Genomic DNA, 13,120 nt, shown 5'->3' on the forward strand with positions numbered 1-13,120 from the left:
GCGGCTAACGTTGTTAGCTCCAAGCTATTGCTGTTAGCCCCCACTGTCAACGGACGACCCCGCTCAGGCGGACGCCGGGGACGGGGGCAGCACGTGGACGGCTGCCTTGTCGGTGCTCAGGCACAGTGAGCAGACGAACGCGGCATGGGCCTGGCAGGCCGTCATGTCGGGTCGCTCGTAGCGCTCCCCGCAGACGTGGCACTCCAGGGTGACCGCGCTGGGGTTGCCCTCCGGGTCCAGCGGCGGCTCCGCGATGCCGTCGTCGGTGCGCCGCAGGTAGTACCGGCCCCTGGTGGCGACGGCCGTGACGGGCGTGAGCACGAAGGCGATCACCGCCGCGGCGACGGGGGAGTAGGGCTGCATGGCGTCGCCCAGGGCGTGGAAGTACATCGCGATGGACAGTCCGGAGGCGGCGACGAAGGACACCACTCCGACCGGGTTCACGGCGTACAGCATGCCGCGCCGGAACTCGGGTGCGTGCGGGGACAGCTTGAGCAGGTACTTGTTGACGCCGATGTCGGTGGCCACCGTGACCACCCAGGCGATCGCGCAGTTCGAGTAGAACCCGAGGAGGCTGTTGAGGAAGCTGAACATGTCGGCCTCCATCAACGCGAGGGCGAAGCCCAGGTTGACCAGGACGAAGACGAGACGCCCGGGGTAGTTCCCGGTCACCCGGGTGAAGGAGTTCGTCCAGGCCAGCGAACCGGAGTAGGCGTTGGTGACGTTGATCTTGATCTGGCTGATCACGACGAGCGCCACCGCCAGCGGAACCACCGTCCAGGACGGCAGCATCGCGTCCAGCGCGCTCCTGAACTGCTGGATGGGCTCGGTCGCGGTGGCCGGCCCGACCTCGGCCAGGACGTACACGGCGAGGAAGACGCCGATGGCCTGCTTGAGCGCGCCCAGCACCACCCAGCCGGGCCCGGCCATGACGACCGCCGTCCACCAACCGCGCTTGTTCGCCTCGGTCCTGGGCGGCATGAAGCGCAGGTAGTCGATCTGCTCGCCGATCTGGGCGATGAGCGACAGGCAGACGCCCGCGCCCAGCAGTACCGAAGCGGTGTTGACCCCGCCGTCGCCGTCCGTCCCCGCGTGGGCGAGGAAGCGGTCGACCGAACCGGGGTCGGTGGCGACCAGGTAGACCAGCGGCGCGACCATCAGCAGCAGCCAGACGGGGGTCGTCCACACCTGGAGCCTGCTCAGCGCCTTCATGCCGTAGATCACCAGCGGGATCACCATGACGGTGGAGACCAGATAGCCCAGCCACAGGGGCATCCCCAGGCCGTACTCCAGGCCCTGGGCCATGATCGACCCTTCCAGGGCGAAGAAGATGAAGGTGAAGCTGGCGAAGATGACACTGGTGAGGACCGACCCGTAGTAGCCGAAACCGGAGCCGCGGGTGATCAGATCGAGGTCGATGTTGTAGCGGGCGCCGTAGTAGGCGAGCGGGAAGCCGGTGACGAAGATGACCACGGCGGCCACCGTGATCGCCAGTAGGGCGTTCCCGGTGCCATGGGTGAGACCGATGCCCGCGCCGATGGAGAAGTCCGCCATGTAGGCGATCCCGCCCAGTGCGGTGGTGGCCACGACCATCGGGCTCCAGCGCCGGTAACTGCGCGGCGCGAAGCGCAGGGTGTAGTCCTCCAGGGTCTCCCGTACGGCCTGGTCGGTGCCCGGTCCGGTCTTCCGGCCGGGCTCCGCTCCGGTGGTCTCCGCCGTGTGCGGCGCCGCGCTCGTCACCCGCGCGTCCTGCGCCCTCGTCGTGTCCATGGCGGACGACCGTAGGTGTGGCGCGTTACCCGTCGCTCTCCGCGGCATGACGGCCACGTTTCGCGCCCGCGGGGCGGGGCGCCGGTGGCAGGGCCGGGGCCAGGGGCCGTGCCGCGCGCTCCACCGCCACTTCCAGCTCCCGGCGCGGTACACCCGTCTCTTCGGAGAGGGCGGTGATGCCCCGGACCAGTGCGGCGGTGGCGTCGGACCAGACGGCCAGTGCGATCGTGGCGTTGTCTCCGGAGTTGTTGCGGTAGCGATTCTCTGCCGCCTCTACGGCCAGCTGGAGTTCGACGAGGCGTCTAGGGATGTCCATGGTCGCAGAGCCTAGGAGGACGAGTCGCGGCGCTCAGTGTCTCGTCGAGCGCCCTTGCGCAGCGGTGAGGGCAAGGATTTCTGCCCTCACGATCATGTGCACCGCTCAGGCGCGGACCGCGTGACACCCGCCCAGCGTGGACTCCCTGGCCTCCAGCCAGTGCGGCGCCACATGAACCTCGAACGGCAGCGGTGCCCGCGACCGTATGCGCGCCGCCAGGCACTTGACGGCCAGTGCGGCGATGGCCGCCTTGTCGGGGACCACGGAGGTGAGGGAGGGGGTGCTGTACCGCGCCTCCTCGGAGCCGTCGATGCCGGCCACCGCCACGTCGCCGGGGATGTCCAGGCCGGCCTCGTGCAACGCGCGTTGCGCGCCGATCGCCAGCAGGTCGCTGAAACAGAAGACCGCGTCGGGCCGATCGGCGGCGGGCAGGGGGACGAGGGAGCGCATCGCCAGCAGGCCGTTGCGGCGGTCGAACTCCTCCACGCGGGGCGCCAGCCGCGGGTCGAAGGGCAGTCCGGCGGCGTGCAGGGCCTGCTGGTACCCCTCAAGGCGCTGCCGGCTGGTCGCCGAGCCCTGGTGGTCCACGCCGATCGCGGCGATCCGGCGCCGCCCCAGCCCGACCAGGTGGGCCGTGATGTCCCGGGCCGCGGCGACGTTGTCGATGAGGACGTGGTCGGCGACGACCCGGTCCCGTCCATAGGTGCGCTCACCGAGCAGGACCAGCGGGAACTCGTCCGTGACGGCGGCGAGTTCGGCGGGGGTGACCCGCAGCGGGGAGAGGATCACACCGTCGAGCAGCGACGCGCCCACCCCGTTGGCCAGACGCAGTTCCTCCGCGGTGTCCCCCAGCGACTCCTCCGTCAGGACGGTCAGGCCCAGCAGGGTGGCCTCCCTGCGCACGTGGTGGGCGAGTTCGGCGAAGTACGGAGTGGCCAGCTCGGGGACGACCAGGGCGATCAGACCGCTGCGGCCCGTACGGAGCCTGCGGGCCGAGGGATTGGGCCGGTAGCCGAGTTCCTCCACCGCCCGCAGCACCCGCGAACGGGTCGCGTCCGAGACCCGCGGGACGCCGCGTACAACGTTGGACACCGTCTTGATCGAAACCCCTGCGCGCTCCGCCACGTCCTTGAGTGTCGCCGCGGCCACTGTCCGTCCCCCTCACCCAGTTTTTCGCAGATTATGCCCCCGTGGACCCCACTTGTCAGGACGCGGAAAACGACGTCGAGTCTTTTCCGGACAGAGGGTTGACCTTGCGGACGCACGGCGGTTACAACGTTGGAACACGATAGCAAGCGGTTGCTACGAGCGGGTTGCCGCCCGGTGATCCGTATCCGGGGCCGCCCCACCTCAGCACATCACCACTGTGCCCGCAGTGCTCGCCCGTCCGGCTCACGAGAGGGTCCGCATGTCTTCGCACGTTTCGCCCGCACCACTGCGTACGGCGGTGGTCGGTACGGGATCCATCGCGCGGTCCAGCCATCTGCCCGCCCTGCAGAAACTGGCCGCCGACGGCGAGGTGGAGATCGTGGCCGCGGTGGACGTGAACGGCGATGCGGCGCGCGCGTTCGCCGACGAGTACGGGATCGCGCACGCGTCCACGGACCTCGACGCGATGCTGTCCGAGGTGCGTCCCGACCTCGTCGTGCTGTGCACCCCGCCCGCCGTGCACCGGGACCAGTCGGTGGCCGCGCTCCGGGCCGGTGCCTGGGTGTGGTGCGAGAAGCCGCCCTGCCCCTCGCTGGCCGACTACGACGCCGTCGAGGCGGCCGAGTCGGGAGACGACGCGGCGCCGTACGCCTCCATCGTGTTCCAGCACCGCTTCGGTTCGGGCGCACGGCACGTCCGCGCCCTGCTGCGCGGCGGTGCGCTGGGCCGGCCGCTGGTGGCCCACTGCCAGACCACCTGGTACCGCGACAAGGCCTACTACGCGGTGCCGTGGCGGGGCCGTTGGGCCACCGAGGGCGGCGGCCCGGCCATGGGCCACGGCATCCACCAGACCGACCTGCTCCTCGACCTGATGGGCCCGTGGACCGAACTGCGCGGCATGGCGGCCCGGCTCGTGCACGACGTGGAGACCGAGGACGTCTCCACCGCCCTGGTCCGCTTCGCCGACGGAGCCGTCGCGACCCTCGTCAACAGCGTGCTGAGCCCCGACGAGGTCAGCCGGATACGCATCGACTGCGAACTGGCCACGGTCGAGGTGACCCACCTGTACGGCTACCGCAACGCCGACTGGCGCATCATCCCCGCGCCCGGCGTCCCCGAGGAGACCGCGGCGGCCTGGCGCGACTTCGGCGCCGACGAACCCAGTTCGCACCTGGCCCAGCTGCGCGTCCTGGTCGACGACATCAGGAACGGCCGGCGCCACGCGACCAGCGGCGCGGGCGGCCGTCGCACGCTGGAGCTGATCACCGCCCTGTACAAGTCGGCGTTCACCGACACGACCGTGCGCGCGGGCGACATCGGCCCCGGCGACCCGTACTACACCGAACTGCACGGCGGCGCCCCGGGCTGGGCGCCGGCCGGTACCCGCGAGGAGGAGGACCAGGCATGACGCTCTCACTGACCCACGTCCACGGCGACCGGATCACCGTGGCCCACGGGGCGGCCGGCACCGAGCTGTTCTCGTACGTGTACCGGCCGGAGGCCGGCTGGGAGGCGCCGAAGCCGTACCTGCACCCGGTCCGCACCCTCTCCGGGGGTCTCGTCACCGACTACCGTCCCAACGACCACCGTTGGCACAAGGGACTCCAGCTGACCGCCTCCCACCTGTCGGGCCAGAACCTGTGGGGCGGCAACACCTACGTGCACGGCGACGGGTACCTCGCCCTGCCCGAGAAGGTCGGCTCGATGGCCCACGTGTCCTTCGAGGAGGTCAGCGCCTCGGGCGACCGCGCCGTCATCGCCGAGCGGCTGACCTGGCACCCGCACGACGGTGAACTGTGGGCCGAGGAGGAGCGCCGCGTCGAGGTGCGCGACGTCGACACCGAGACCGGCAGCTGGACGCTCACCTGGACGTCTGCGGTGACCAACCGGCGCGACGAGGACCTGCGGTTCGGCAGCCCCACCACCCACGGCCGTCCGGCCGCCGGATACACCGGCCTCTTCTGGCGCGGCCCCCGCGCCTTCCGCGACGGCCGGGTCTTCACCGCCGAGTCCGCCGAGTCCGCCGGCTCCTCCGACGGCGACCTGATGGGCACCCAGGCCCCGTGGCTCGCCTACGTCGGCGAGCACGACGGACGCGACGGCCACGCCACGGTCGTCTTCGAACACGCGCCCTCCAACGACCACTTGGGAGAGAAGGGCACGCACCCGGCGCACTGGTTCGTGCGCAGCGACCCGTTCGCCGCGGTCGCCCCGTCCTGGGCGTTCCACGAGGAGCTGGTCCTCCCGCCCGGCGAGACGCTCGCGCGCGCCTACCGCGTGGTCGTCGCCGACGGCGCCTGGGACCGCGCACAGGTCGCCGCACACCTGGAGGGACTCACGTGGTGAGCACGGCGTACGACGGCTTTCCCGGCGCGGTGGGCGTCTCCCGCCTGACCGTGTACGACTGGCCGACCGTCGAGGGACTGCCCGGCGGAGGCACCCCGCACCTGCACCTCACGTGCAGCGAGGGGTACGTGGTCACGGCGGGCCGGGGGGCCGTGCAGACCCTCACCACCTCGGGTTTCCGGGAGACGCCGCTGGAGCCCGGCACGGTCGCCTGGTTCACGCCCGGCACGATCCACCGCCTGGTCAACGACGGCGGTCTCGAGATCACCGTCGTGATGCAGAACAGCGGACTGCCCGAGGCGGGTGACGCGGTGCTCACCCTGCCCCAGGACCTGCTCACCGACGCCGACGCGTACACCGAAGCCGTCCGTATCCCCGCCGACGCCCCCGAGGCCGAGCAGGCGCGGATCGCTCGCGCCCGCCGTGATCTGGCGACGCGGCGCTTCCTGGAGTTGCGCGAGGCGACCGAGAAGGGCGACCCGGAGCCCCTGGCCGCGTTCCAGCGGGCGGCGGCCGACCTGGTGCGGCCCCGCCTGGACGACTGGGAACAGCGCTGGCTCGACGGCGCGCACGCCGCCGCCGAGGCCACCCGGGCCCAACTCGACGCACTGCGCGGCAACGACGACGGGCACCTGGCCGAGGCCCGGGTGTCCGCCACCGGCCCCAGGGCGAGCGGCCGCTTCGGCATGTGCGGCCGGCTGGCCGTCTATCCCGGCATCTGACCGGGCACCCACCCCGGCATCCCACCGGCCGCCTCCTGCGGCGTCCCGGCGGGCCCGGTCCACGCCGCCCGCCGCCCGCCCTCGTCCACCCGTCCTCGCAACCCTGGGAAGGCACCCATGCCCGAGCCCCGAAGCGGCCGGCGCCGGCCCCTGAGCCGCCGGGCCGTCCTGGCCGCGGCAGCCGTCGGTCTCAGCACCGCACTGACGGCGTCGCTCAGCGCGTGCTCCTCCTCCGGTGACGTGTCGTCCGGCGGCGTCACCCTCACGTTCTCCTGGTGGGGCAACGACGACCGCGCCGCACGCACCAGGAAGGCGGTGGAGCTGTTCGAGAAGGAACACCCCGGCGTCGAGGTCCGCACCTCCAACGCGGACTTCGGCTCGTACATGCAGAAGCTGGCCACCCAGGCGGCGGGCGGCGGCATCCCGGACGTGGCCCAGCTCGACTACCGGCAGATCTCCCAGTACGCGGGCGGTGGCACGCTCCTGCCGCTGGGCGATTCCGTCGAGAACGGCACGATCCGCACCTCCGAGATGGACGAGGAGTTCGTCCGCACGGGCACCTTCGAGGGCAAGCAGTACGCCCTGCCGATGGGCCGCGGCATCACCGGCTACGCCTACGACTCCACCGTCTACCAGAAGGCCGGCATCCCCACCCCGCAGCCCGGCTGGACCTGGGAGGAGTGGGCGCAGGCCAACCGGAGGATCGCCGCCCTGGGACTGAAGTCCCCCGACGGACGCGACATGGTGGGCGCCAACGACAACGGTGTCAACGAGGACATCTTCGAGGACTGGCTGCGCAGCCGCGGCGGAAAGCTCTACAAGAGCCAGACGGAACTCGGCTTCACCGAGGACGACCTCACCGAGTTCTGGACCTTCTGCGACAAGCTGCGCGAGGAAGGTGTCGTCGCCGAGGCCAAGGACACCTCGCAGGCCAGCACCACCGAGCTGTCGCCCATGGGCCGAGGGCTCGCCGCCGCCGACTTCACCTGGGACGCGCCCTTCCCCGGGTACCCCGCACTCCTCGGCGACCAGGTCCACTTCGCACCCGTCCCCACCGCCGACGGACGCCAGGGCGCGTACTTCAAGCCCTCCATGCTCCTCGGGGTCGGGTCCAACAGCGAACACCCCGAGGAAGCAGCCGAGTTGGTCGACTTCCTGCTCAACGACGAGCGGGCCGGCGACATCCTCGGCTTCACCCGCTCCACACCCCCCAACCGGACGATCGCCGCCCGCGTCGCCAAGACCCTCGAAGGCGCGGAGAAGGAGATCTACGAGTACGCGCAGAAGATGGAGTCGTACGGTCTGGACGCCCCGCCCCCCGCACCGCCGCGGGGCGACGTCGCCATCCAGACCGCGTTCAAGCGCGCCTACCACCGCGTGATGTACGAACTGACCTCGCCGCGCGAGGCGGCGCGGGAATTCATCGACGAGGCCGAACGGGAGCTGCGGTCATGAGCACAGTGTCGACCAGGGCGCCCGCACGCGCCGACCGCCCGGCCCAGTCGCGGCCGCCGGCCAAACGCCGCCGCCCCCGCCGCCGCGAACAGCAGTGGCCCGCCTATGTGTTCCTGACCCCGTGGATGCTCGGCGCGGCGGTGCTGACGCTGGTGCCGATGGCCGTGTCGCTCTACCTGTCGTTCACGGACTACAACCTGTTCGACCCGCCGCAGTGGGTGGGCCTGCGCAACTACCAGGAGATGCTCACCGAGGACCCCCGGTTCTGGCGGTCGGTCGGCACCACGCTGCTGTACGTCGTGGTCGCCGTCCCGCTCAAGCTGCTCCTCGCACTCGGGGCGGCGATGCTCCTGAAGAACCTCGGCCGGGGCCGCGCCTTCTACCGCTCCGCCTTCTACGCGCCCTCCCTGCTCGGGGCGAGCATGACGATCGCCCTGGTGTGGCGCGCGCTGTTCAACGACGGCGGCTCGGTCGTCGACATCCTCGGCTCCGTCGGCATCGACACCGGCGGCTGGGTCGGCAACCCCGACCTCGCGATCTACGTCATCGTCCTGCTGACCGTGTGGCAGTTCGGCGCCCCCATGGTGATCTTCCTCGCCGGCCTCCAGCAGATCTCGCCCGAGCTGTACGAGGCGGCGGCGCTGGACGGCGCGGGCCGCTGGCGGCAGTTCGTCTCCGTCACCGTGCCGATGCTGTCCCCGGTGGTCTTCTTCAACCTGGTCCTGGAGATGATCCAGTCCTTCCAGGTGTTCACTCCGGCCTTCGCGGTCAGCGGTGGTGAGGGCGGCCCCGCCGACTCGACCATGTTCTACACGCTCTACCTCTACGAACGCGGCTTCACCGCCTCCCACATGGGCTACGCCGCGGCCATGGCCTGGCTGCTGCTCATCGCCATCGGCATCATCACCCTGATCCTGTTCAGGACGTCCAGGTCCTGGGTCTTCTACGCGGACGAGGAGGGACGATGAACCTCACCACCAGGCGATGGATCCCGCACACGATCGCCGTCGTGGGCCTGCTCGTCCTGCTGTACCCCCTGGCCTGGCTGCTCGCCACGTCGCTCAAGCCGGCGGACGAGGTGGTGACCAGCCTCGACCTGTGGCCCAGCCACCTGGAGTGGTCGAACTACACGACCGCCCTCGACGGCGTGTCCGGGGTCCCCGTGACCCGGCTGCTCCGGAACACCGTGCTGATCGCCGGCGGCGCGGTGGTCGGCAACGTGCTCTCCTGCTCGCTGGCCGCCTACGCGTTCGCCCGGCTGCGCTTCAGGATGAGCAAGGTGATGTTCGCCTTCATGGTGGCGACGCTGATGCTTCCGCACCACGTCGTGCTCATCCCGCAGTACATCATCTTCAACCGGCTCGGCATGGTGGACACCTACTGGCCGCTGATCCTGCCGAAGTTCCTGGCCACGGAGGCGTTCTTCGTCTTCCTCATCGTCCAGTTCATGCGCGGACTGCCGCGCGAGCTGGAGGAGTCCGCCCGCATCGACGGCTGCGGCGCCTTCCGCACCTACTGGTCGGTGACGCTGCCGCTGAGCCGGCCGGCGCTGATCACCACGGCGATCTTCACCTTCATCTGGACGTGGAACGACTTCTTCACACAGATGATCTACCTGTTCGCCCCGGAGAAGTTCACCATCACCCTGGCCCTGCGCAGCTTCGTCGACCAGTCCAGCACCTCGGCGTACGGGCCCATGTTCGCGATGTCGGTGATCTCCGTGCTGCCGATCGTGCTGTTCTTCTTCGTCTTCCAGCGCTACCTCGTGCAGGGCATGGCCACCTCCGGACTGAAGGGCTGACACCATGACCCAGGCACCGATCCTGCCGCCCGGCGACCGCCGCGAACCCGGGGAGGTCTTCTCGGCCGGGTTCACCCTCTTCGCGGACGTGCTGCTGGTGGGGGTGCTCACCAGCGTCGCCTGCCTTCCCGTCGTCACCGCGCCGGCCGCCTTCGCCGCCGCGTCCGCGACCCTGCGCCGGGCCGCGGAGGACGGCGCGTCCGTAGGGGCGGGCGGCTACCTGGGGCACCTGCGCGCCCACCTGACAGCGCGCTCGCTCGCCGGCGGCCTGGCCGTACCGCTGCTGGTCGTCGCCCTGCTGGTCGACTCGGCGCTGATCCGCGGCAGCCTGCCCGGGGCGGGCCTCATGGCCCCGGCGCTGGTTCTGCTCACCCTCGGCCTGGCGGTGGTCGCCCTGCGCACCACCGCACTGCCGGCCCCGCACCGGTTCTCGCCTCGCGAGGGCTTCCTGCGCTCCGTCGCGGGCCCTCGCGGCACCCTGCTGCTGGCCGCGGCGGTGGTGCTGGCCGCGCTGCTCGCCTGGTCGATACCCGTACTGATTCCGCTGCTCCCCGGCCCGCTCGCCTTCGCGGCCACCGTCGTGGACATGCGCGGCACGGGGGAGGGGCGGGCGGACTGACCCGGACGTCAGCCCGGCCTCCCGTCCACGCGGAGGTCGACCTGTTCGCCGTAGAACGCGACCAGACCGGCGATCCGTTGGACCTGCGGGGTCGGGAAGTCGTACGCCCAGAGCAGGTCCGGGTGGGCCCCGGGATCGGAGCGCAGGGACCAGTAGCCGCTCGTCGTCCCCTTGTACGGGCAGCGGGTGACCGTGTCCGAGGGCAGGAGCCGCGTCCAGTCGACGTACGCGCGGTCGAGGTAGTAGCGCGTGGGCAGCCCCGTCTCGAACAGGGTCACGCAGTGCGGTGCGTCCGCCAGCACCTCGCCGTTCAGCTCCACGCGGACGCTGCTGGACGAGCGCAGCGCGTCCACCCGCGAGTACGGGCTCCGCGGATGCACGAAGACCGGCTCGTCCTCCTCGAACCAGTTGTCCAGCGCCTCCCATTCGAAGCGGACGGTGCCGCGCACCCGCTCCGGCGCCTCGTAGTCCCAGACCCAGACCGCCGCCTCGCGGACCTCGGACCCGAAGCGCAGCGAGTGGCGCCGGGCGGGCCAGGCACCCAGGGTCCGGGTCTCGCCGTCGGCGGTCAGCACCACCCCCTCGGCCAGGTCGTCGAGCGGGATGCCGAACTGCGGATACGGGGGCCACTCCCAGACGTACAGCGCACGCCGCGTGTCGAAGACGGCACGGCCGCCTACCAGCCCACGGACACGGCGCGGCACGGGCTCCACGTGCCCGACGGGCACGATCGCACTCGGGTACCGCACGGACTCGGTCACCAACGGTCCTCACCTCGGTTCGTTCGATTCGGTTCGGGCGTGCAGGGCCCGCCGGGCCCTCGCGCCGTCACCCTTCCGATGGTGTGATCTCATCCGGGTCGGGCGCCACTCGGCGGACCGGCGGCACGAGGCGAGAGGAGCCCGGATCGATGGGCGAAGCGACGCGGACCGGCGTGGTCCTTTCCGGATACGGCCCGGTCGGCCGGGCGTACGTCGACCACCTGGCCGGGCACGGGGACGGACTCGCCCGCCTGCACGGCGTACGCCCGGTGGTCCGCGCCGTTCGCGCGAGCTCGGGCCAGTGCCTGCTGGGAGACGACGGGCAGCCGGTGCCACCGCGCCCGTCCTGGGACCCGCCGGAGCCACTGGACGAGACGCTCGACCGGACCGGCGCCGCCGTGTTCGCGCAGGCGCTGCCCTCCTCGCCCGAGCTGCGCGCGCTCGCCGCGCGCGAGGCGGTCACCGCGCTGCGCCGGGGCGTCCACGTCGTGACGGCCACCAAGAGCCATCTGCTCACCCACTGGGGAGACCTCGGTGCGGCGGCCCGCGCCGGGCGGGGCATGATCAGGATCTCCGGCGCGACCGGGGCTGCGCTGCCCGCGGGCGACCTGTCGCGCACCGCCCTGCGCGGCATGGGCTGCCGGACCATCCGGGCCTGCCCCAACGGCACCGTGACCTTCGTCCTCGACCGCCTCGCCGAGGGCGACTCGCTGGACGACGCGGTGGGCGAGGCGCGTCGGCGCGGGATCGCCGAGGCGGACCCGTCGGCCGACCTGTCCGGCGCGGACTCCGCCACCAAGGTGCGGCTGCTCGCCGCACTGGCCTGGGGCTGGGACCCGGCGTCGGTGCGCGTGCGCGCACAGCCCGTCGACGAGGGCACCGCCGGCGCGGCCCTGAGCGCGTCCTCCCGCTCGCGTCGCCTGCGGGCGGTCGCCGTCGCCTCCCTGGACCGGCCCCTCCTCGTGGACGTACGCCTGGAGGAGACGGAACCCGGGGATCCGCTGCACGCGCTCACCGGGCCGGAGAAGGCCGTGGTCTTCGGCTGCCCGGACGCGGGCGACGTGACCGTGAGCGGTGGACGGTCGAGTCCGACGGGGGCGGCCCTGGCGATGGTGAAGGACACCATCGAGGTCACGGCGGACCGGACGGGGTTCCACTGACGTCGCCGGACACGGCGATCACGGTCTTGCCGCGGGCGTGGCCCCGCTCCACGTGGCGGACGCCGTCCGCCGTGTCGGCCAGCGCGTACGTCCGGCCGACCACGGGGACGACCTGCCCGGCCTCGATGAGGGCGGTGACGGCGAGCAGGTCCGCGCGCGCCGGTCCGGCCGGGGTCGCCGGGAGGATCGGACCCAGCCGCTGCCGGGTGAAGGCGTTGGCCGCCGTCACCCTCAGCATGGAGCCGATCGCGCCGAAGACCCGGCCGGGCGAGCCGCCCCCGTTGGCCACCAGGACTCCGGTGGGGGTGAGCGCCCGGCGCAGTCGGCCGGGCGGGTGGTTGCCCACGTTGTCCAGGATCACGTCGTAGCGAACTCCTCCGTCGGTGAAGTCCTGTCGGGCGTGGTCGACGACGTGCGCGGCGCCCAGGGAACGCACCAGGTCGGCGTTGCCGGCGCCGCAGACTCCGGTGACCTCGGCGCCCAGCACCGCGGCGATCTGCACGGCGAAGGTGCCCACGCCGCCGCCCGCGCCGTTGACCAGCACCCGCTGCCCGGACCGGACCCGGCCCACGGTCCGGACGCCGCGCAGGGCGGTGACCGCGGCCATCGGTACGGCGGCGGCCTGCTCGAAGGTGAGGCCGGTCGGCTTGGGCACCAGCAGCCCGGCGGGGCCGCACCCGTACTCGGCGAAGGAACCGGGACAGAAGCCCAGCACCTCGCTGCCGGGGCCGAGCCCCTCCACACCCGCGCCAACACCCTCCACCACCCCGGCGACGTCGATGCCGGCGACCCGGCTCTTCGGACGCCTGAACCCCATGCCACCCGTCAGCCGTGCCGCGTACGGGTCCCCGCGCATCATGTGCCAGTCGTACGGGTTCACCGAGGCGGCGCGCACTCGTACCAGCACCTGACCGTCCGCCGGCCGGGGCCGGTCGATCTCCTCGACCCGCAGCACCTCGGGCGGGCCGAAGCGCTCCTGGACCACCGCCTTCATCGGCCTGCCCTTCCCCCCTGGCGCCCG

General features: G+C 71.9%; 13 protein-coding genes. 8 read left to right on the plus strand and 5 right to left on the minus strand.

Annotated features, from left to right (window positions below; all coding sequences use genetic code 11):
- Positions 1-63: 63 nt before the first annotated feature.
- The 3 genes from OIE75_RS39215 to OIE75_RS39225 form a co-directional block, all read right to left on the minus strand.
- The gene (locus OIE75_RS39215) at positions 64-1,770 is read right to left on the minus strand and encodes a purine-cytosine permease family protein (protein ID WP_329473774.1); all 1,707 of its coding nucleotides are present in this window, start codon (positions 1,768-1,770) and stop codon (positions 64-66) included.
- A 25-nt stretch (positions 1,771-1,795) separates the two neighbouring features.
- A complete protein-coding gene (locus OIE75_RS39220; protein ID WP_240999968.1) occupies positions 1,796-2,086 on the minus strand; it encodes a hypothetical protein in 291 nt (96 codons plus the stop codon).
- A gap of 105 nt (positions 2,087-2,191) precedes the next feature.
- Positions 2,192-3,235: a LacI family DNA-binding transcriptional regulator gene (locus tag OIE75_RS39225; protein ID WP_329473775.1), complete on the minus strand. Its 1,044-nt coding sequence runs from the start codon at positions 3,233-3,235 to the stop codon at positions 2,192-2,194.
- Between the two features lie 259 nt (positions 3,236-3,494).
- On the opposite strand from OIE75_RS39225, the gene OIE75_RS39230 reads away from it, so the two are divergent.
- The 7 genes from OIE75_RS39230 to OIE75_RS39260 all read left to right on the plus strand — a co-directional run bounded on the left by OIE75_RS39230 (position 3,495) and on the right by OIE75_RS39260 (position 10,178).
- Positions 3,495-4,643 carry a Gfo/Idh/MocA family protein gene (locus OIE75_RS39230; RefSeq protein WP_329473776.1) on the plus strand — a complete coding sequence of 383 codons (1,149 nt, stop codon included), beginning with the start codon at positions 3,495-3,497 and terminating at the stop codon, positions 4,641-4,643.
- Positions 4,640-5,581 (plus strand): PmoA family protein, encoded by a 942-nt coding sequence (locus OIE75_RS39235; RefSeq protein WP_329473777.1) that lies wholly within the window; start codon positions 4,640-4,642, stop codon positions 5,579-5,581. The genes OIE75_RS39230 and OIE75_RS39235 overlap by 4 nt, the downstream gene beginning before the upstream one ends.
- Positions 5,578-6,303 carry a cupin domain-containing protein gene (locus tag OIE75_RS39240; protein WP_443078432.1) on the plus strand — a complete coding sequence of 242 codons (726 nt, stop codon included), beginning with the start codon at positions 5,578-5,580 and terminating at the stop codon, positions 6,301-6,303. The genes OIE75_RS39235 and OIE75_RS39240 overlap by 4 nt, the downstream gene beginning before the upstream one ends.
- A gap of 117 nt (positions 6,304-6,420) precedes the next feature.
- Positions 6,421-7,758 (plus strand): ABC transporter substrate-binding protein, encoded by a 1,338-nt coding sequence (locus OIE75_RS39245; RefSeq protein WP_329473780.1) that lies wholly within the window; start codon positions 6,421-6,423, stop codon positions 7,756-7,758.
- Positions 7,755-8,726, plus strand: coding sequence for a carbohydrate ABC transporter permease (locus OIE75_RS39250; protein ID WP_329473781.1), 972 nt, complete (start codon positions 7,755-7,757; stop codon positions 8,724-8,726). Before OIE75_RS39245 ends, OIE75_RS39250 begins: the two co-directional genes overlap by 4 nt.
- Positions 8,723-9,559, plus strand: coding sequence for a carbohydrate ABC transporter permease (locus OIE75_RS39255; RefSeq protein WP_307017136.1), 837 nt, complete (start codon positions 8,723-8,725; stop codon positions 9,557-9,559). Before OIE75_RS39250 ends, OIE75_RS39255 begins: the two co-directional genes overlap by 4 nt.
- Positions 9,560-9,563: 4 nt before the next feature.
- Positions 9,564-10,178, plus strand: a complete 615-nt coding sequence (locus OIE75_RS39260; protein WP_329473782.1) for a hypothetical protein — start codon at positions 9,564-9,566, stop codon at positions 10,176-10,178.
- Between the two features lie 8 nt (positions 10,179-10,186).
- Here OIE75_RS39260 and OIE75_RS39265 read toward each other — a convergent pair whose 3' ends face one another.
- On the minus strand, positions 10,187-10,942 hold the full coding sequence (locus OIE75_RS39265; RefSeq protein WP_329473783.1) for a DUF427 domain-containing protein: 756 nt from the start codon (positions 10,940-10,942) through the stop codon (positions 10,187-10,189).
- A gap of 146 nt (positions 10,943-11,088) precedes the next feature.
- On the opposite strand from OIE75_RS39265, the gene OIE75_RS39270 reads away from it, so the two are divergent.
- On the plus strand, positions 11,089-12,099 hold the full coding sequence (locus OIE75_RS39270) for a homoserine dehydrogenase (RefSeq protein ID WP_329473784.1): 1,011 nt from the start codon (positions 11,089-11,091) through the stop codon (positions 12,097-12,099).
- On the opposite strand, the gene OIE75_RS39275 is transcribed toward OIE75_RS39270, so the two are convergent.
- The gene (locus OIE75_RS39275; protein ID WP_329473785.1) at positions 12,071-13,093 is read right to left on the minus strand and encodes an NAD(P)-dependent alcohol dehydrogenase; all 1,023 of its coding nucleotides are present in this window, start codon (positions 13,091-13,093) and stop codon (positions 12,071-12,073) included. The genes OIE75_RS39270 and OIE75_RS39275 overlap by 29 nt on opposite strands.
- Between the last annotated feature and the right edge of the window lie 27 nt (positions 13,094-13,120).

Source organism: Streptomyces sp. NBC_01723 (assembly GCF_036246005.1).
Taxonomy (GTDB): domain Bacteria; phylum Actinomycetota; class Actinomycetes; order Streptomycetales; family Streptomycetaceae; genus Streptomyces.